We start from the raw sequence: 17,780 nt of genomic DNA on the forward strand, positions 1-17,780 counted from the left end.
CCCGGCCCCTCGTCAACACGCACCGCCGCCAAATGATCTCATTCCGGGAGGAGCCGTGTGGACCGGGTTCTCAGTCGGCCTGGCGGGCCACGTGGAGGGCCCAGGCCACCAGGGGGGCCTGGAGCGGGAGGCGGGCGTAGGCGGCCGTGCGGAGGGGCAGCGGGCGGTGGCGCCAGTCGCGGGCCATCTTCACGTTGGCGGGGAAGACCGCCGCCATCAGGCCCGCCGTGGCGAGCGCGCCCGCCTTGCGGGTGCGGGGGTGGGCAACGGCCGCGGCGCAGGCCAGCTCGGCGACGCCGCTGAGGTAGGTCCAGGTTCGCGCGCCGCCGGGGAGCCGCTCGGGGACGAGCGCGTCGAACGGCTTCGGAGCGGTCATGTGGAGGGCGCCCATCCCGGCCATGAGCGCGGCCAGCCCGCGGTGCGCGTGTGACGACTCGGTCATCCCCGGAGTCTGTCAGATCGGACGGTCCGTCCAATAGTGGCGGCGCCGCCTCCCTGGTCGGATGGGGCGTGTGTGACCTAAATCACGGCATTGATCTGTGTGACCCCAGTCGTGGGGGTCACGTGTCTGATGTCACCGCTCGGGTGGATTCGCGAAGTTCGCAGCAGAGCTAGATTTGTACTGACCAGTCAGTTCAAAACCGGCTCTCCGGAAGGTCGCGATGACGTCCGATCACCAGACTCCAGGGGCGGCCGCCGTGGCCGGGGGGACCGCGGCGCCCGTCCCTGGACCCCGCCCGATCGGCTCAGGGGCTGGCGGGGGCCGCCCCGGAGCCGGCCCCGCGCCCGCGCACGGCTCGTCCGTGCGGGCGCGGGACCTCGGCGTGAAGGGGGCGCGGGGCTGGGTCTTCCGCGACGTCCACCTGGACGTCCCGGGCGGCGCGCTGGTCGCCGTCAGCGGCATCGCGGGCACCGGGCGGACCGCGCTGCTGCTCACGCTCGCCGGGCGGATGCGGCCCGCCGAGGGCACGGTCGCGGTGGGCGGCGTCACCGGGCTCAGGCGGATCCAGCGGGTCGCGGCCCTCGGGATCGTGCCGGGGGTGACCGAACTCGACCCGGCGCTGACCGTCCGGGAGCACGTCGACGAGGCGCTCGCGCTCCGCGAGGGCGTCCTCGGCAGGTTCCGCGGGCGCGAGGCCCGCAGGCGCCGGACCCTCGAACGGGTCGGCCTCGACGTCGCCCCCGGGACGCTCGCCGAAGAACTCGCGCCCGACGAAGCCCAGCTCCTGGGCGCCGCCCTGGCGCTCGCCGGAGATCCCGGGCTCCTCCTCCTCGACGACGTGGACGAGGGCCTGCCCGCCGACCGGCAGCGCGACCTGTGGCGGCGGCTCGCCGCCGTCGCCGCCGGCGGCGTCACCGTCATCGCGTCCTGCCACGACGCCGCGCCCGCCGAGGGCGTCGCCACGCACGCACTCCCCCTCTAGCAGAACCCCCAAGCCAGGAGACCCCCCGATGAGACTTCCCGCGTTGACCTCGGGACGCCTTGAGCTGCGCCGCTTCCAGCGCAACCGGCTGACCCGCGTCGCGATGGCCGGGCTCGTGCTGCTTCCGCTGCTCTATGCCGGTCTGTACCTCTGGTCCTTCTGGGACCCGTACGCGCGGCTCCAGCACGTTCCGGTCGCGCTCGTCGTCCAGGACCGGCCCGCCAAGGCCGGCGGCAGGACCGTCCACGCGGGGGCCGACCTGGCGGACGAGCTGAAGAAGCGCAAGGTCTTCGACTGGCGCACCGTCTCGGCGGCGAAGGCCGAGGAGGGCGTCCGGTCCGGGAAGTACTACATGTCGCTGACGATCCCCGCCGACTTCAGCGCGCGGATCGCGTCGCCGTCCGGGGACGGGACCCCCGCGCCGGCCGGGTTGCGGCTCCAGATGAACGACGCGAACAACTACGTCGTCGGGACGCTCGCCCAGGCCGCGTTCAAGGAGATCAGCGCCGCCGCCGGGAGCGAGGCGGTGCGCGGCTACCTCGACCAGATCTTCCTCTCCTTCGGCAAGCTGCACGGCGAACTCGGCAAGGCCGCCCAGGGCGCGGACGAGCTCGCGACGGGGGCCGGCCAGGCGCACGACGGCGCGGGCAAGCTCGCCGAAGGCGCGGGCAAGGCCGAGGCGGGCGCGGGGAAGCTGAAGGGCGGCATCGACGAGGCCCGCGCCGGCAGCGGCAGGCTGACCTCCGGCCTGGAGGAGCTCCGCACCGGAACCGGCCAGGTCGCCGCCGGAATGCAGCGGCTGACCGCGACCGTCGACCGCGCGGGCGACACCCTCGTGCCGCTGCTGAGGGAGAACGCCCCCGAGATCCGCCAGGCCGCGCTCGCCGTCGCCCAGGGGGCGGACGCCCTCGCCGACGGCGCCGGACGGCTTCCCGCCCAGACCGCCGCCGCCGTCCAGCGCGCGGAGAAGGCGCAGGCCGAGCTGGACGCCTACCTCGCCGCGCACCCGGAGGTCCCCGCGGACGTCCGCCAGGACCTCACCCGGGCGGCCGCGCAGGTCGTCGCCGTCGCGAAGCAGGTGGACGGATACATCAGCGACCGCACCGGCGACCTGCGCAAGGTCGCGGCCGACGCCCGCACGGTCGAGCGGGCCGCCCGCAAGATCGCCAAGGACGCGCCTTCCCTGGCCGCCAGGGTCGAGAAAGCGCGCCGGGACGTCGACCGCCTCAACGCCGGAACCCAGCGGGTCAACGCCGGGACCGGCCGCCTGCTCTCCGGATCGTCCCAGCTCACGGCGGGGCTCGGCACGCTCTCGGGAGGCGCGGGCGAACTCCGGGGCGGGCTGGGACGGCTGTCCGGCGGCGCCGTGACCCTGGAGACCGCCCTCGCGCAGATCTCCCACGGCAACGAGCAACTGGCGAACGGCCTCAACGAGGGCGTCTCCCAGATCCCGGACTACGGCGCCGGGGAACGCGCCGCGCGCGACGACATGATGAGCAACCCGGTGCGGCTGGCCAGCTCCACCGAGAACGAGGTGCCGAACTACGGGACGGGGTTCGCGCCGTTCTTCGTCCCCCTCTCCCTGTGGGTCGGCGGCATGATCATCTACATGCTGCTGCGCCCGCTGAACCCCCGCGCGCTCGCGGGCACCGCGCCCGGACGCCGCGTCGCCCTCGCCGGCTGGCTGCCCGCCGCGGCGATCGGCGCGGCGCAGGCCTGCGTCGTCCTCGCCGTCCTGCACTTCGCGCTCGGCCTGCGCGCCGAGCACTGGCCCGGCCTCGTGGCGTTCCTCGCGCTCGCCTCCGCCGCGTTCCTCGCGGTGATCCAGTGGGTGAACGCCCGCTTCGGCCCGATCGGCCGGATCATCGCGCTGGCGCTCCTGATGCTCCAGCTCACCTCCGCCGCCGGCACGTACCCGATCGAGACGAGCCCGGCGTTCTTCCAGGCCATCCGCCCGTACCTGCCGATGCCGTGGGTCGTGGACGCCGTCCGGCACCTGATCAGCGGCGGCGACCTGTCCTCGGTATGGCAGGGTTGTGCGGTGCTGGCCGCCTTCCTGGCCGGCGGGCTCGCGCTCACCGCCCTGGCCGTCCGGCACAACCGGGTCTGGACGGTGAAGCGCCTGCACCCGGCACTGAAGCTCTGATCGGAGGCAGGGGACGTGGCCCGCATCGCGACCCGGGAGAAGCTCTTCACCGCGGCGATCGAGCTGATCGCCGAGAGCGGGCTCGCCGCGACGACCGTCGACCAGATCGCCGAGCGCGCCGGGGTGGCCAAGGGCACCGTCTACTACAACTTCGACAGCAAGGCCGCGCTGTTCGCGGCGCTGCTGGAGTACGGCGTCGACCGCCTCGCCACCGCGCTCAGCGACGCCGCGTCCGGCCGCCCCCCGCTGGAGGCGCTGGACGCCGTCGTCGCCGCGGAGCTGGCGTTCATCGGCGAGCACGAGCCCTTCGCCCGGCTCCTGATCGCCGAGACGTGGCGGGCCGGCGGCGACTGGCAGCACGCCGCCCGCCTGATCCGCGAGCGCGCCATCGGCGTCGTCGCCGACGTCCTGCGCGAAGCGGTCGCCACCGGCGACCTGCGCTCCGACCTGGACACCGGCACGGCCGCCTCCGCCGTCTTCGGCATGGTCCTCACCGTCGCCCTGGACTGGCGCGCCCTCCAGCCCGGCCGCTCCCTGGACGACGTCCAGGCGACCCTGCTGGACCTCCTCCGAGGCCGCCTCACCCCCTGATCTTCACTGGACGAGCTGCTGGCCGCCGTCGATGTCGTAGGTCGCGCCCGTGAGCGCCGTGTTGGCCATGATGTGGACGGCCAGCGCGGCGACGTCGGCCGGGCCCACGACCCGGCCGATGGGGAGCGTCGCCCGCAGCTCGTTCCTGCGCTCGTCGAGCCGGTCCCCGAGAAGCGACGCCGACAGCGGCGTGTCGACGAAGCCCGCGGCGATGAGGTTGACCCGGACGGGCGCGAGTTCGAGGGCGAGGGTCGCGGTGAACGGCGGCAACGCGGCGGTGGCGGCGGAGATGAGCCCGAGCCCGCGGCGGACGCGACGGCCCCCGGTGCCGCCCATGAGCAGGAGCGTCCCCCCGGGGCGCATCCTCGGGGCCGCGCTGCGCGCGATCTGGAGCGCCACCACCATGTGCCCGCCGACCTCCTCGCGCACCTCGTCGGCGTCCATCTCCAGCAGCGGCTTGTAGCGGGGCCCTCCGGCCGTGATCAGCACGTGGTCGACGGGTGAGGGGAGCTCCCGGAAGAACCCCTCCACGGCGTCCCGGTCGTTGGCGTCGAACACGGCAGTGCTCCGCGCCCCGACGTCCAGCGCGGCGCGCTCCAGCCGCTCGGGGCTGCGCCCGGTGAGGACGGTCTCGGCCCCCTCGGTCCGGGCGAGCCGGGCGGTCTCCAGCCCGATCCCCGCGCTGCCGCCGACCAGGACGACCGTCTGCCCGTCCAGCTGCGTCCCCATGATCTCTCCCGGCGGGTGCTGGTCTTCGGGAGCCGCCGTGGCGGCGGCCTGAAGGCGTACGGCGTCACCATCACCCGCACCCTCAGGCCAAAACCCCTCTTTAACAGCCCTTACTGGCCTTTAGGCGGATTCTCGCCTCGCGCGCTACGGCGCGTCCGTGAGCTTGGCGGCGTCGGGCGCGTAGGCGGCCATCCAGTGCGGGTGCAGGCGGTAGTAGACGACCTCGTTGTCCCAGTCGAAGGCGTCATCGCCGTAGAAACCCTTGAGGTAGGCGCGCAGGTCCGGCCAGTCCGGGGCCGGTTCGCCGTCCCGCGGGTTGAGGATCTCCACCGTGCCGTGCGTGAACACGCCGAGGTCCTCCCCGCGCATGTGCGCCGCGCTGACGGCGGGCCGGGCGGCCAGATGGCGGGCCTTGGCCGCCTCCCGCGCCGTGCCGAAGTGCCACTTGCCGTGCAGGAAGTGCCCGTCCACTCCGCTGATCCGCGGCTCCCCCAAGGCGGTCACCGTGGACAGCGCCAGCGTGCACATGCCGGTGAGCACCCGGCAGAGCTGCTCGGCGGTCAACGTCCTCTCCGTGTTGATGATCGACCGCAGATGCGCGGTGGAGCGGGAAAGGGAGTCGTCCAGAAGGGTCTGGAGCTCTTTGAGTTCTTCTCTGGTTTCACGCATGACGAGTCCTAGTCCGAAGGGTCCGGTCCACACTTCATCCCCCAGCACTGGCCGGTGTCCCCACCCTGCCCTTAAAACCTGACACCTTCCGTCAGGCTTTCTCCGGGTGCGGAAAGTTCGGCGGCTCCGCGCGAACTTCTCGATGCCGTCGGGACATCCGGACGGCCGCGGCCGACCGTGGGTTCGGGGAGCGGCCGGTCGGATTGATCACGTCCCGCCGCGCCAACTCGCGCCGCGTCCCCCCGCATCTCACCCCCCAGAGCGCGATCACGAGAGACCGCGCACGGAGAACGGGAGCGAGGACCCATGCGGAAGATCATGATCACCGGAATGGCGGCGGCGCTGGCACTCGGCCTGACGGCCTGCGGCGGCGACGGCGGCTCCGCGGCGGCCTCGCCCTCCTCGCCCGCGGCCTCCGCGCCCGCGCCGAGCGAGTCCTCGACGCCGGACGGCGGGTCCACGCCTGGCGGCCCTTCGACCCCGCAGGGCCCGGGCGGCTCGGGTACCCCGGGCGGCCGGCACACCCCGCTCGCGCAGCAGGGCGGGCAGCAGGGCGGCCGGCAGGTCACCACCAAGTGGGGGCCGCTGCGCTACCTGGCGCCGGGCAAGTACACCGTCGGGAACGTCGCCTTCTTCACCGCCACCGACACCGTCGTGTACGTCGCCGGAGGCACCTGCCCCAACGGCGCGCCCACTCCGCCCGACGTCAGCAAGTGCTCCGTCGACGGACTCGACGAGTGGGTGAAGGCCGCCCCGCACAACGCCAGCGTCCGCTTCTCCGGCGCGACCGCCACCCGCATCACCGAGACGCAGTAGCGCGCGGCCGCCCAGCTTCGGAAGCCCCGCCGGCAGACCGGCGGGGTTCCCGCGCTTCCGGCGCCGGGCGGGGTCAGGGGAGTTTGCGGATCTCTTCTATGACGGACGGCATCGTCTCGTTGTTGTGGCGGATCCAGTCGAGGAGGACGGCGACCTGGTCGTCGGTGTAGGCGTCGAGGCGGTCGCGGAAGGCCCGGCCGATCGGTTCGAAGTAGCGGGCGAACTGGGCGACGTTCTCCTCGACGAGTTCGACGATCACGCGGCGGCGGTCGTCGGGGTCGCGGGTGCGGCGGACGTAGCCGGCGCGCTCCAGGCGGTCGATGACGGCGGTGATGGCGCCGCCGGTCGTGATGCCCATGAGCTGGGCGAGCTGGCCGGGCGTCTGGGGGCCGTCGAGCGTCAGCGCGTTGACGCACTGCGCGTCGGTGACGTTCATGCCCGCCTTGCTCGCGGTGGCATGGTGCAGCAGCACCGTGAACATCGTGCTGCGCTGCATCGCCATCTGCAGCTCGCCCGCCATCCGCTCGCGCTCCGGGGTCGACACGCCGAGGACCTCTCTCCCTATTTCTCTCATGTAGAGACACTCATTTCAAGAGCGACTCTCTAGGGGAGATTCTATCGACCCCACCCCGGCGGGACCAGGCAGGACGGCGACGGCATGTGGCGCAGCCGACACCGTTCAATGATCGCACCACTGCGGAGCGCGACCTACCATGGGTTTCGTTAGGACCACTAACAGAGGTCCGCTCCTGGCCCCGAATCCCACGAAGGTTCGGGGCCGCCCCCCTATCTGGCCTCCTCCGCCACCTGCTTCGCCCACCGGTAGTCCGCCTTGCCGGCCGGGGACCGCTTCATCTCCGCGACGAACGCGTAGACGCGCGGCACCTTGTAGCCCGACAGCTTCTTGCGGCAGTGCTCGTTCAGCTCCTCGGAGGAGGGCTCCGCGCCGGAGGGCTGGACGACCGCCGCGACCCGGCTGCCCCAGCGCTCGTCCGGAATGCCCGTCACGACCGCGTCGTAGACGGCGGGGTGGCCCTTGAGGACGGCCTCGACCTCCTCCGGGAACACCTTCTCGCCGCCGGTGTTGATGGCCTGCGAGCCGCGACCGTACACGGCGATCGAGCCGTCCTCCTCCACGGTCGCGATGTCGCCGGTGAGCAGCCAGCGCCGGCCGTCCACCAGGGGGAACGTCCGGGCGGTCTTCTCCGGGTCGTTGTAGTAGCCCTGCGCGATGTGGCCCGTGCGGGCGACCTGGCCGATCACGCCGGATCCCGGCTTCACGGGCTGGAACGCGTCGTCCAGGACGGTGACGTTCTCCACGTCCGGCGCGAACCGCAGGCCCTTCTCCGGGGTGGAGCCGGCGACCGCCTCGGCCGTCGAGCCCGACTCGGTCGAGCCGAAGCGGTCCAGGATCATCGTGTTCGGCAGCAGCCTCTGGATGCGGTCGCGGACCGTCCCGGTGAAGATCGCGCCGGTGGAGACGTAGGCCAGCAGGGACGAGGTGTCGTAGTCCCCGCGCGCCAGCTCCTCGGCCATCGGGATCGCCATGGCGTCCCCGGTGATCGTCAGCGAGTTGACCTTCTCCCGCTCGATCGTCCGCCACACGTCCGCCGCGTCGAACTTGCGCGTGTAGACGAGCGTCGCGCCCATGAACCAGGCGATCCAGGTGGCCATCTGGGCGGCGCCGTGCATCAGCGGCGCGACCGGCATCATGGTCATCGGGCCGCCGCCCCGGGCGTTCTCGACGACGTCCTCCGGCCTGGTCGGACGGGGAAAGGTGGGGTTCCAGAACGCGAGCAGCATCTGCTCGGTCGACCACATGACGCCCTTCGGCATCCCGGTGGTCCCGCCGGTGTAGATGATGTAGAGGTCGTCCTTGGAGCGCGCCGGGAAGTCCCGTGCGCCGGAGGCGTCCTCCAGAGCCTCGTCGTAGGCGACCGCGCCCGGGATGGACGGCTCGCCGCCCACCGCGACGAGGTGCCGCAGCCCGGGCGCCTCCGGGACGGTCGCCGCGACGCGGTCCTCGAACTCCACGTCGTACAGCAGCGCGACGCTGTCGGAGTCCTTGTACACGTAGAGGAGCTCGCTCTCCACGTACCGGTAGTTGACGTTGATGGGCACGGCCCGGATCTTCAGCGCGGCCAGCAGCGCGGCGGCGTACTCGACGCCGTTGTAGAGCTGGACGGCGACGTGCTGGCCGGGCCGGACCCCCGCGTCCGAAAGGTGGTGCGCGAGGCGGTTCGCGTGCTCGTCCAGCTCGGCGTAGGTGAGGCGCCGGTCGCCGCACACCAGCGCGAGACGGTCCCCGATCGCGTCCGCGACGCCCTCGAACAGGTCAGCGTGGTTGAACTCCATCGGACGGGCCTCCGGGAATCAGGGTTTGTCGCTGCCGACGATCCACATGGCGAAGAACTGGGCTCCGCCTCCGTAGGCGTGGCCGAGCGCGCGGCGCGCGCCGTCCACCTGGTGCTCGCCCGCCCGGCCGCGCACCTGCAGCGCCGCCTCGGCGAACCGGATCATCCCGGACGCCCCGATCGGGTTGGACGACAGCACGCCGCCGGACGGGTTCCACGGGATGTCGCCGTCCAGTGCCGTCGCGCCCGCCTCGGTGAGCTTCCAGCCCTCGCTCTCACCGCAGAACCCGAGGTTCTCCAGCCACATCGGCTCGTACCAGGAGAACGGGACGTAGACCTCGGCGCAGTCCAGCTCGCGCCGCGGGTCGGAGATCCCGGCCTGCCGGTAGACGTCCGCCGCCGCGTCCTTGCCGCCCTGCGGGCTGACGGTGTCGCGCCCGGCGAACTGCATGGGCTCCGAGCGCATCGCCGTGCCGTGCACCCACGCGGGCGGGGCCGGCGCCCGCTTCGCCGCGTCCTCCGAGGCCAGCACCATCGCGCACGCGCCGTCCGAGGACGGGCACGTCTCCAGGTAGCGGATCGGCTCCCAGAGCATGGGCGTCGACTCGACCATCTCGCGGGAGATGCCGGGGATCTTCAGGTGCGCGTACGGGTTCTTCAGCGCGTTCTGCCGGTCCTTGACCGCGACGAGCGTCCCGACGTGGTCGGGGGCGCCCGAGCGGCGCATGTAGGCGCGGATGTGCGGGGCGAAGTAGCCGCCCGCGCCCACGACCAGCGACGTCGTGAACGGCGAGTTCACCGTCAGCGCCCACGTCGCGTTCGACTCCGACTGCTTCTCCCACGCGATCGTGAGGACGCGGTCGTGGACGCCGCCCTGGATCAGCCCCGCCGCCACGATCGCCGTGGAGCCGCCAACCGACCCGGCGGTGTGCACCCGCATGATCGGCTTCCCGGCGGCGCCGAGCGCCTCGGCGAGGAACGTCTCCGGCATCATCACGCCCTCGAACAGGTCGGGGGCCTTGCCGACGACGACCGCGTCGATGTCCTTCCAGGTCAGCTGGGCGTCCTCCAGCGCCCGGCGGGCCGCCTCGCGCAGCAGCCCGGCCATCGAGACGTCCAGCCGCTTGGTCTTGTACGCCGTCTGCCCGACGCCGATGATCGCGCAACGGTTAGCCATGGTTCTCTCCCGACAGGACGCAGACGAGGTTCTGCTGGAGGCAGGGGCCGGACGAGGCGTGCCCCAGCACGCGCGACGCCGACCCGTCGTGGACGCGGGCCGCGGCCTCGCCGATCCGGATGAGGCCAGCGGCCATCATGGGGTTCGCCGACAGCGGCCCGCCGGACGGGTTGACCGCCGTGTCCTCGCCCAGGCCGAGCGCCTCCCGCAGGATCAGCTCCTCGTGCGTGTACTGCGCGTGCAGCTCGGCGACCTCGATCCCGGTCGCGCCGGCCCTCTCGCCCGCGACGCGGGCCGACTCCGAGCGGCTCAGGTCGCGGACGCCCGGCGCGTGCGGCTCGGTGCGGTGGTCGATCCCGGTGATCCACGCGGGGCGCTCGCACAGCTCGCGGGCCCGGTCGCCCGCCGCGAGGACGATCGCGGCGGCGCCGTCGGTGACGGGCGCGACGTCGTAGGGGTGCAGCGGGGCGACGTCGTAGTCGTCGCCCTCGGGGTCGGGCAGGTGCAGCGCGAACGGGTTGCCGCGCCCGGCCTCGCGGGACCGCGCGGCGACGGCGCGCAGGTCGTCCTCCTTCGCGCCCGACCGCTCCATGTAGGCGCGGGCCTGGAGCGCGGCCAGGGACACCGCGTCGATGCCGAGCGGCGCCAGGTGGTACGGGTCGAGCTGCTGGGTGAGGACGGCGCGCAGGTTCCCCTGCGACGACTTGCCGAACCCGTACACGAGCGCGGTGTCGATGTCGCCGTGCTGGAGCCTCACCCACGCCTCGTACAGCGCCCAGGCGGCGTCCATCTCGACGTGGCTCTCGGAGATCGGCGGCCACGCGCCGATGGCGTCCAGCGCCGACACGAACGCGAAGGGGGCGCCGGCGAGGTAGTCGCAGGATCCGGAGCAGGTGAAGCCGAACTGCTTCTGGCCCGTCCGCTCCTTGATCTCGGTGATGACGGGGGCCAGGATCTCGATCTCGGCCATCCCCCGGTCCTCACCGCTGTGCTCGGTCTGCGCGAACGCGACCACGGCCACGGGACGAGGCATCACATGAAGTCCTTGATCTCTTCGAAGGGGACGTCGGGCTCGTCGATCGGCTCGAACCACTTGATGTTGCCCATCGTCCGCTCCCACTCCTCGCGGGGCCGCCACGCCGCCTTCACCCGCATGCCCATCCGGACCTGGTCGGCCGGGATGCCCGCCACGAGCGTCAGCATCGTCAGGCCCGCGCCGTCCAGCAGGACGTAGGCGGACACGAACGGCACCTCGGGCGCGCGCGGGTCGGGGATGTTGTTGACCGCGAAGGTGGTGACGGTGCCGGTGTCGGGCAGCTCCACCTCCTCGGTCGTGGGGACGCCGTCGCGCGGGCACAGCCCCTTCATCGGGACGATCACCGATTCGCACACCGGGCACCGGTGGCCGAGGATGCGGCCCTCGGACATGCCCTCCAGGAAGCGCCGCAGGGCCTGCCCGCCCTTCAGGCGGTACTCCAGCCGCGTCGGCGCGTTGATCATGGTGACCTCGGGCTGGAAGCACTCGATGTCGCCGATCCCGCCGGTGCGCTCGGCCCGCCACCGGGGGCGGACGCGCATCCCGGTCCTGAGGAACTTCGGCGGCTTCGCGCCCTCCTCGAAGATGCCGAGGTCGAGGGCGTGCAGGAGCGCGGTGTCGGCGCCGTCCGGGCGGATCAGCGCCCAGGCGAACGGGCGGTCGAGCGGGTGCTCCTTCGCCGGGTGCGCCACCCACGACCAGGTCGTGACCGTCCCGACCGGGCCGACCTCGACGAACTCGTCCGTCACGTCCTCGCCCGTCTGCGGGTCGTACTCCGACGGCGGGACGAGGACCCTGCCGTCCGCGGTCCGGACGCCGACCAGCCGGCCGTCGCGCAGCTCGCTGAAGAAGCGGCCGATCACCGGGCCGACCGAGCGCGTGTAGCCGCCGGGGAACTCCAGGACGTGGTTCGGCTCGGGCGGCCCGGCGTCGGCGGGCGCGTTCTCGACGGGCGCCGTGTCAGATGGCACTGTCGCGGTCCTTCCAGTACGGGTCCCTGAGCTTGCGCTTGAGGAGCTTGCCGTTGGGTTCGCGCGGCATCGCCTCGATGAAGTCGACGGACCTCGGCCACTTCATCTTGGCCAGCCGCCCCTCCAGCGACGCGAGGATCTCCTCCGCGAGCCCCGGGCCGGGCTCGACGCCCTCGGCGGGCTCCACCACGGCCTTGATCTGCTCGCCCCACTCGTCGTCCGGGATGCCGAACACGGCCACGTCCCCGACCTTGGGATGCAGGATGATCTCGTTCTCGATCTCGGCCGGGTAGATGTTCGCCCCGCCCGAAATGATCATGTCGGCCTTGCGGTCGGACAGGAACAGGAACCCGTCCTCGGTCAGGTACCCGATGTCCCCGACGGTGAAGAAGTCCTTCAGCCGGTTCTTCTCCGTCTTCTCCTTGTCGCCCTTGTACTCGAACTCGACGCCGGCCATCTTCATGTAGATCGTGCCGTGCGTCCCGGTCGGGACGGGCTCGCCGTCGTCGTCCACGATCAGCAGCTCGCTGATCGGCCAGGCGTTGCCGACGGTGCCGGGGTGGGCGCGCCAGTCGGCCGGGCTGGCGATCGTCCCGCCGCCCTCCGTCGCCGCGTAGTACTCCCAGATGCAGTCGCCCCACCAGTCGAGCATCTGCTGCTTGAGCGGCACGGGGCACGGCGCCGCCGCGTGGATCGCCCACTTCATGCTCGACACGTCGTACCGGGACCGGACGTCCTCCGGCAGCGACAGCAGCCGCTTGAAGTGCGTCGGCACCATGTGGGTGTTGCTGACGCGGTGCTCCTGGATCAGCCGCAGGGTCTCCTCGGCGTCCCACCTGTCCATGTAGACGAGCGTGTGGCCCATCTGCAGGGCCGTCCCGCCGAACTGGGTGACGGCCGTGTGGTAGTTCGGGGAGGTGACGAGGTGCGCCTGGTGCTCTCCCCCGGCGGGGCGGCCCGGAGGGATGCCGAACATGCCGAGCAGGAACGTCATCAGCTCGGCGCTGTCGTCGGGGTCGAGCCCGGCCAGCGCCCGCTTGACGCCCTTCGGCCGTCCCGTCGTCCCGGACGTGTAGTGCATCGTGGCGCCGTTGCTGCGGTCGTCCGGCAGGGTGTCGGGCTGCCCGTCGACGAGTTCCGCGATCGGCCGGAAGCCCTCGACCTCCCCGAACGCGAACCGCCGGTGGGCCTCGATCTCCTCGCCCGCCCGCGCGCCCTCGGCGGCGTACCGCTCGTGGACGAAGAACGCCTTGGCCTCGCTGTCGGCGACGATGTAGCCGATCTCCGGGCCGGTCAGATGCCAGTTGATCGGCGTGTAGTACCAGCCCGCCTGGAGCGCCGCCAGGTAGAGGACGACCCCGTCCGCGCCGTTCGGGACGAGGCCGCAGATGCCGTCGCCCTTCTCCAGTCCGAGCGCGCGCAAGCCGTGGACGAGCCGGTTCGCGCGTGCCAGCAGGTCGCCCGCGGCGTGCTGCGTCCCGTCCGGATCGATGGCGGCGACCCACTCGGGATCGGCCTGCGCCAGCCGCCAAAAGCCCAATGACCCCATCGGATCTCCCTACGTGAGCACAGAGCACACAGAGCACAGAGCACCGGCGCCCGCTGCGGACGCCCGGCAGCCAAAGTAGATCACGTTCTCGTTTTGCAGTTCAACCCCTACCGGTAGGGCAGCGGCTTAACTAGAATCTGTTCTCGTTTGACATCTGAGCTGGAGGAACCATGACGGAACGGCTGCCGATCAGCACCGAGCACTGCGTCGTCGAGCGCGACGGCCACGTCGTCATCGTCACGATGAACCGCCCGGAGGCGCGCAACGCGCTCAGCTCGTCCATGCTGGTGGGCCTCGCCGACGCCTGGACCTACATCTCCGACACCCCCGAGGTGCGCGTCGCCATCCTCACCGGGGCCGAGGGCACGTTCTGCGCCGGCGCCGACCTGAAGGCCATGGGGCAGCAGCCGTCCGACCCCCGCGTCCGGGAGCGGATGGCGCAGATCCCCAACTTCCACTGGAAGGGCCTGCTGCGCGAGGGCCAGCCGACCAAGCCGCTGATCTGCGCCATCGAGGGCTACGCCGTGGCGGGCGGCACCGAGCTGCTCGTCGGCACCGACCTGCGCGTGGTCGCTGAGGGCGCCACCCTCGGCCTGTACGAGGCGAAGCGCGGCCTGTTCCCCATGGGCGGCTCCGCGATCCGGCTCCCCCGCCAGATCGGCTACGCCAACTCGATGGACATCCTGCTGACCGCCCGCTCGGTCACCCCGCGGGAGGCCCTCGCCATGGGCCTCATCAACAAGATCGTCCCGGATGGGCAGGCGCTGGCCGCAGCCCGCGAGCTGGCCGACCAGATCGCCGCCTGCGGCCCGCTCGCCGTCCAGGGCATCCTGCGCACCTACCGCGAGACCCAGCACCTGTCCGAGGAGGACGCCCTCAAGATCTCCGACGAGATCGGCTGGCCGGTCATCGGCTCCGAGGACGCCAAGGAGGGCTCGCGCGCCTTCAAGGAGAAGCGCCCGCCCGTCTACCACGGCAAGTGACGTCCGTCCGGCCGGAAATGGACTGTCCGTAAATAGGGGCCGGGTTTGCGGGGCGCCTCCCGTGGCATCGCCTGGGGCGAAGGCGAGCACGGAAGGACGAGGCCATGGCCTTGCATCTAGGACGCAAGCACGAGACGCCGGAGGAGACGTCCCCCCGTCCGCCCCGGCGGGCGCTCTGGCGGCGGACGGACGGCACGGCCGTCCAGCGCAAGCCGCCGCGCTGGCGGCGCACCAGGCCGAACCCCGTCAGCGCGATGATCATGGCGGCGGGCTGGGCGGCGGTCGCGATCCTCGCCCTCGGCATGCTGCTGACGTGGGGCGGCGCGAACCCCGGCAACACCCTGGTGGACGCCACGCTCGACGCGGGACGCTGGCTCGCCACGCCGTTCCACGACGTCTTCACGCGCAGCGACCCCGACGAGCAGCTCTACATCAACTGGGCCCTCGCGGGCGCCGTCTACTACGTCCTGGCCCGCGCACTGTCCTGGATGACCCGCTTCTGACCCGCCCCCGGGCCGAGGAGCCCGGCCGGCGCCAGAGGAACGGCGCCGGCCGGGCTCCCTATGCGGTCGTCAGTTGCTGCGCCAGTGGGCCAGGTCGGCCCACCGGGTCGCGTCGGTGATCGTATAACCGACCGCCCACATGGTCGTGGTGCCCGGCCGGAGGGCCAGCTCCGAGGGGTTGACCGTCGTCCCGGCGGGCCGGGTCAGCTGCTTGCCGGACCAGACGCCCGCCGCGGTGCGGTGGCGCATGGCGCCGCTGGCGTAGACCCAGATACCGCCGGCGCCGTCCGAGGCGACCCGTGTCATGTAGGTGCCGGAGGCGCCGAGGGCGGTGGTCCACTTGGTGCCGTTCCAGTGCGCCAGTATCGCCCGGGAGACCGTCTTGCCCGCCCCGTCCGAGACCCGCGCCGTGCCGACCGCCCAGACGTTCTTCCCGGAGGCGGCGTACACGTCGGACAGGGCGGACGCGATCTCTCCCTGGACGGTCCCGGCGACCTTGGGGAACGGGATGGTGGTCCACTTGGTGCCGTTCCAGTGGGCCGTGGCGGGCAGCCCCGCGCCCGCCCATCCGACCGCCCACGCGCTGGTGGGCGAGACCGCGGTGATCGCACGGGGCTTGATCCCGATCGGGGTGCCGGCCCAGGACGTGCCGTTCCAGTGCTTGGCCGCCGAGCTGCTGACGACCCACGTGTTGCGCGGGCCCGTGGTGGCGATGTCGGTGGGCTGGAAGGCCAGCGGGGCCTTGAACGTCTTCCAGGCCGTGCCGTTCCAGTGCAGCACGGCGTGGGAGTCGCCCGAGGTGTTGAGCTGGGCGGCCAGCCACAGGTTCGACGCCGACGTGGCCGCGGCGGCGTTGAAGCGGTACGGGGCGGCGGCCGCCGGCAGCGCCACGTTGCTCCAGGTGTCGCCGGTCAGGCGCTGGAGGATCGGCTTGTAGACGCCGCTCGCCTGCCGGCCGCCGGCGGCCCACATGGTGCCGTCGGGCGCCGCGGCGAGACCGCTGAGGCTGGTGCCGGTGTCGGCCTTCGGGCTGCTCTGCACGAGCGGCCACGTGGTCGCGGCGGCGCCCGCGACGGACGCCGCGCGGTGCTCGCCGGGGCGCGCCGCGACGATCCCGGCGGCGGCGACCGCCCCCAGAGCGAGGGTGGACCCCGCGAAAACGGCGAGCCTTCTGCTTCTCTTCACCCGATGCCTTTCCCCGTAAAAATGATCTTGGTGCGGGCACACCGTAACAGCGGCCACCGCCGGTATCAGGGGCTTTGATGATCTTCGTACGGTCGCCGCGCGACCGGGAAAGCGCGCGGCCCCGGCCGGGGCTGGGAGGAACAGCACCGGCCGGGGCCTTCGGGGCGGTCAGCCCTCGGTGATGGCGTTCAGGCGCTCGATCGCCTCGACGTACTCCTCGATCAGGTCGTAGACGACCTGCGCGGCCGGCTTCACCTGGTTCATCGATCCGACGATCTGGCCCACCGGGAAGGTGACCAGCTCCCCGTCGCCGGACCGCTGGATCCGGGGCAGGGCGTCGGCGATCAGCATGAACTGCATGGGCATCGGGAGGTAGCCCGGCGAGTTCTCGCTCTCCCACGCCTCGGTCCACGCGGTCTTGAGGAAGCGCGCGGGCTTGCCCGTCCAGGCCCGGGACCGGACGGTGTCGCGGGACGTGGCGTTGAGCAGCTTCGGCAGGGCCCGCTCGGGGGTGTCGGCCTCGTCGACCGTCAGCCAGATCGAGCCCGTCCAGACGCCGTCCGCGCCGAGCGCCATGCCGGCGGCCATCTGGCGGCCCCGGCCGATGCCGCCCGCCGCGAGCACGATGGTGTCCTCGCCGACGGCGTCCACGACCTCGGGGATGAGGACCATGGTGGCGACGTCGCCGGTGTGCCCGCCCGCCTCGGTGCCCTGCGCGACGATGATGTCCACGCCGACCTCGACCTGCTTGCGGGCGTGCCGCGCGTTGGAGGCCAGCCCGGCGACCTTCACGCCGTGCTCGTGCGCCTGCTCGACGACGTCCGCCGGGGGCGGGCCGAGCGCGTTGGCCAGCAGCGCGATCGGGTGCTTGAGCGCCACCTCGACCTGCGGCCGCGCGGTCACGTCCGTCCAGCCGAGCAGCGCCTTGCCGGCCTGCTCGCTGGGCGGGTCGACCCCGTGCTCGGCCAGCAGGTTCTCCAGGAACTCCCGGTGCTGCCCCGGGATCATGCCCTGGAGCTTGCCGAGCAGCTCCTCGGCGTCGCCGACGTCGGCGCCCTCGTACTTGGCGGGCATCACGACGTCCACGCCGTAGGGCTTGCCCCCCACGTGCTCGTCGATCCACTTCAGCTCGAGTTCGAGCTCCTCGGGGGTGAAGTGCAGGGCGCCGAGGACGCCCATGCCGCCGGCGCGGCTCACCGCCGCGACCACGTCGCGGCAATGACTGAACGCGAAGATCGGGTACTCGATGCCGAATAGTTCGGTGACTCGTGTCCGCACAGCCTCGACCCTAGGCGCGGACCCGTAAAACTGCAACAGGTTCTAGTTAGGAATCTCATCCCGGACGCCCGCCAGCCCGCCTTCTAGAACACGTATCAAAAGCACCCTCAGCGCCACGGGCCGACGCACAGGAAACCCCGCACCAGCAAAGCAAAGGCAACACGGCCCGCAGGCGGCGCAGGCCGTAGGTGGCCCAGGCCGTAGGTGGCCCAGGCCGCAGACAACGCGGGCCCCAAGCAACGCAGGCCGTAGGTGGCGCAGGCCGCGGGCAACGCGGGCCGCAGGGGGCGCAGGTAGCGCAGGCATGAGGCGGCGCGGGGCGGGGCGGGAGGCGGCGCGGGGCGGGAGGCGGCGCGGGGCGGGAGGCGG

Annotated in this window: 17 protein-coding genes; 6 read left to right on the forward strand and 11 right to left on the reverse strand. The window is 72.4% G+C overall.

What is annotated here, in order from left to right:
- Nucleotides 1-70 precede the first annotated feature (70 nt).
- Nucleotides 71-442 (reverse strand): DoxX family protein, encoded by a 372-nt coding sequence (locus tag ABWI04_RS20875; protein WP_353833467.1) that lies wholly within the window; start codon nt 440-442, stop codon nt 71-73.
- Between the two features lie 361 nt (nt 443-803).
- Between ABWI04_RS20875 and ABWI04_RS20880 the strand changes: the two genes are divergently transcribed.
- The 3 genes from ABWI04_RS20880 to ABWI04_RS20890 are packed head-to-tail and all read left to right on the forward strand — an operon-like array spanning nt 804 to nt 4,161.
- Nucleotides 804-1,424, forward strand: coding sequence for an ATP-binding cassette domain-containing protein (locus ABWI04_RS20880; protein WP_353833468.1), 621 nt, complete (start codon nt 804-806; stop codon nt 1,422-1,424).
- 28 nt (nt 1,425-1,452) lie between these two features.
- Nucleotides 1,453-3,570, forward strand: a complete 2,118-nt coding sequence (locus ABWI04_RS20885) for a YhgE/Pip family protein (protein WP_353833469.1) — start codon at nt 1,453-1,455, stop codon at nt 3,568-3,570.
- 15 nt (nt 3,571-3,585) lie between these two features.
- A complete protein-coding gene (locus ABWI04_RS20890) occupies nt 3,586-4,161 on the forward strand; it encodes a TetR/AcrR family transcriptional regulator (protein ID WP_353833470.1) in 576 nt (191 codons plus the stop codon).
- A gap of 3 nt (nt 4,162-4,164) precedes the next feature.
- Here the strand turns inward: ABWI04_RS20890 and ABWI04_RS20895 are convergent, their stop codons facing one another.
- Both ABWI04_RS20895 and ABWI04_RS20900 read right to left on the reverse strand, forming a co-directional pair.
- The gene (locus ABWI04_RS20895; RefSeq protein ID WP_345181704.1) at nt 4,165-4,890 is read right to left on the reverse strand and encodes an SDR family oxidoreductase; all 726 of its coding nucleotides are present in this window, start codon (nt 4,888-4,890) and stop codon (nt 4,165-4,167) included.
- 144 nt (nt 4,891-5,034) lie between these two features.
- Complete coding sequence (locus ABWI04_RS20900) at nt 5,035-5,559, reverse strand: pyridoxamine 5'-phosphate oxidase family protein (protein ID WP_353833471.1); 525 nt, start codon at nt 5,557-5,559, stop codon at nt 5,035-5,037.
- Nucleotides 5,560-5,865: 306 nt separating this feature from the next.
- On the opposite strand from ABWI04_RS20900, the gene ABWI04_RS20905 reads away from it, so the two are divergent.
- Nucleotides 5,866-6,375: a hypothetical protein gene (locus tag ABWI04_RS20905; protein WP_353833472.1), complete on the forward strand. Its 510-nt coding sequence runs from the start codon at nt 5,866-5,868 to the stop codon at nt 6,373-6,375.
- A gap of 73 nt (nt 6,376-6,448) precedes the next feature.
- Here ABWI04_RS20905 and ABWI04_RS20910 read toward each other — a convergent pair whose 3' ends face one another.
- The 6 genes from ABWI04_RS20910 to ABWI04_RS20935 all read right to left on the reverse strand — a co-directional run bounded on the left by ABWI04_RS20910 (nt 6,449) and on the right by ABWI04_RS20935 (nt 13,462).
- Complete coding sequence (locus tag ABWI04_RS20910) at nt 6,449-6,949, reverse strand: MarR family winged helix-turn-helix transcriptional regulator (RefSeq protein WP_353833473.1); 501 nt, start codon at nt 6,947-6,949, stop codon at nt 6,449-6,451.
- 212 nt (nt 6,950-7,161) lie between these two features.
- A complete protein-coding gene (locus ABWI04_RS20915; protein WP_353833475.1) occupies nt 7,162-8,730 on the reverse strand; it encodes an acyl-CoA synthetase in 1,569 nt (522 codons plus the stop codon).
- 18 nt (nt 8,731-8,748) lie between these two features.
- Entirely contained in the window at nt 8,749-9,906 is a 1,158-nt protein-coding gene (locus tag ABWI04_RS20920; RefSeq protein ID WP_345181716.1) for a thiolase family protein, read from the reverse strand.
- Nucleotides 9,899-10,939: a thiolase family protein gene (locus ABWI04_RS20925; protein ID WP_353833476.1), complete on the reverse strand. Its 1,041-nt coding sequence runs from the start codon at nt 10,937-10,939 to the stop codon at nt 9,899-9,901. Before ABWI04_RS20925 ends, ABWI04_RS20920 begins: the two co-directional genes overlap by 8 nt.
- Nucleotides 10,939-11,913 carry a Zn-ribbon domain-containing OB-fold protein gene (locus tag ABWI04_RS20930; protein ID WP_345181720.1) on the reverse strand — a complete coding sequence of 325 codons (975 nt, stop codon included), beginning with the start codon at nt 11,911-11,913 and terminating at the stop codon, nt 10,939-10,941. The genes ABWI04_RS20925 and ABWI04_RS20930 overlap by 1 nt, the downstream gene beginning before the upstream one ends.
- Nucleotides 11,903-13,462, reverse strand: a complete 1,560-nt coding sequence (locus ABWI04_RS20935) for an acyl-CoA synthetase (RefSeq protein ID WP_345181723.1) — start codon at nt 13,460-13,462, stop codon at nt 11,903-11,905. The genes ABWI04_RS20930 and ABWI04_RS20935 overlap by 11 nt, the downstream gene beginning before the upstream one ends.
- A gap of 170 nt (nt 13,463-13,632) precedes the next feature.
- Between ABWI04_RS20935 and ABWI04_RS20940 the strand changes: the two genes are divergently transcribed.
- Entirely contained in the window at nt 13,633-14,445 is an 813-nt protein-coding gene (locus ABWI04_RS20940; protein ID WP_353833477.1) for a crotonase/enoyl-CoA hydratase family protein, read from the forward strand.
- A 104-nt stretch (nt 14,446-14,549) separates the two neighbouring features.
- Complete coding sequence (locus ABWI04_RS20945) at nt 14,550-14,948, forward strand: hypothetical protein (RefSeq protein WP_345181726.1); 399 nt, start codon at nt 14,550-14,552, stop codon at nt 14,946-14,948.
- A gap of 69 nt (nt 14,949-15,017) precedes the next feature.
- Here the strand turns inward: ABWI04_RS20945 and ABWI04_RS20950 are convergent, their stop codons facing one another.
- Together ABWI04_RS20950 and ABWI04_RS20955 are read right to left on the reverse strand one after the other, a co-directional pair.
- A complete protein-coding gene (locus ABWI04_RS20950) occupies nt 15,018-16,133 on the reverse strand; it encodes a hypothetical protein (protein WP_353833478.1) in 1,116 nt (371 codons plus the stop codon).
- Between the two features lie 168 nt (nt 16,134-16,301).
- Entirely contained in the window at nt 16,302-17,411 is a 1,110-nt protein-coding gene (locus ABWI04_RS20955; protein WP_345181730.1) for an NAD(P)H-dependent flavin oxidoreductase, read from the reverse strand.
- Nucleotides 17,412-17,780: the final 369 nt, after the last annotated feature.

The organism is Actinomadura sp. NPDC000929, from assembly GCF_040492065.1.
GTDB lineage: Bacteria > Actinomycetota > Actinomycetes > Streptosporangiales > Streptosporangiaceae > Spirillospora > Spirillospora verrucosospora.

What these genes read in the sequence shown, in the direction of transcription:
- ABWI04_RS20900 (WP_353833471.1), bottom strand. Translation starts at nt 5,559, where the DNA reads ATGCGTGAAACCAGAGAAGAACTCAAAGAGCTCCAGACCCTTCTGGAC.
- ABWI04_RS20885 (WP_353833469.1), top strand. Translation starts at nt 1,453, where the DNA reads ATGAGACTTCCCGCGTTGACCTCGGGACGCCTTGAGCTGCGCCGCTTC.
- ABWI04_RS20905 (WP_353833472.1), top strand. Translation starts at nt 5,866, where the DNA reads ATGCGGAAGATCATGATCACCGGAATGGCGGCGGCGCTGGCACTCGGC.
- ABWI04_RS20945 (WP_345181726.1), top strand. Translation starts at nt 14,550, where the DNA reads ATGGCCTTGCATCTAGGACGCAAGCACGAGACGCCGGAGGAGACGTCC.
- ABWI04_RS20915 (WP_353833475.1), bottom strand. Translation starts at nt 8,730, where the DNA reads ATGGAGTTCAACCACGCTGACCTGTTCGAGGGCGTCGCGGACGCGATC.
- ABWI04_RS20910 (WP_353833473.1), bottom strand. Translation starts at nt 6,949, where the DNA reads ATGAGAGAAATAGGGAGAGAGGTCCTCGGCGTGTCGACCCCGGAGCGC.
- ABWI04_RS20935 (WP_345181723.1), bottom strand. Translation starts at nt 13,462, where the DNA reads ATGGGGTCATTGGGCTTTTGGCGGCTGGCGCAGGCCGATCCCGAGTGG.
- ABWI04_RS20895 (WP_345181704.1), bottom strand. Translation starts at nt 4,890, where the DNA reads ATGGGGACGCAGCTGGACGGGCAGACGGTCGTCCTGGTCGGCGGCAGC.
- ABWI04_RS20925 (WP_353833476.1), bottom strand. Translation starts at nt 10,939, where the DNA reads ATGCCTCGTCCCGTGGCCGTGGTCGCGTTCGCGCAGACCGAGCACAGC.
- ABWI04_RS20875 (WP_353833467.1), bottom strand. Translation starts at nt 442, where the DNA reads ATGACCGAGTCGTCACACGCGCACCGCGGGCTGGCCGCGCTCATGGCC.
- ABWI04_RS20920 (WP_345181716.1), bottom strand. Translation starts at nt 9,906, where the DNA reads ATGGCTAACCGTTGCGCGATCATCGGCGTCGGGCAGACGGCGTACAAG.
- ABWI04_RS20940 (WP_353833477.1), top strand. Translation starts at nt 13,633, where the DNA reads ATGACGGAACGGCTGCCGATCAGCACCGAGCACTGCGTCGTCGAGCGC.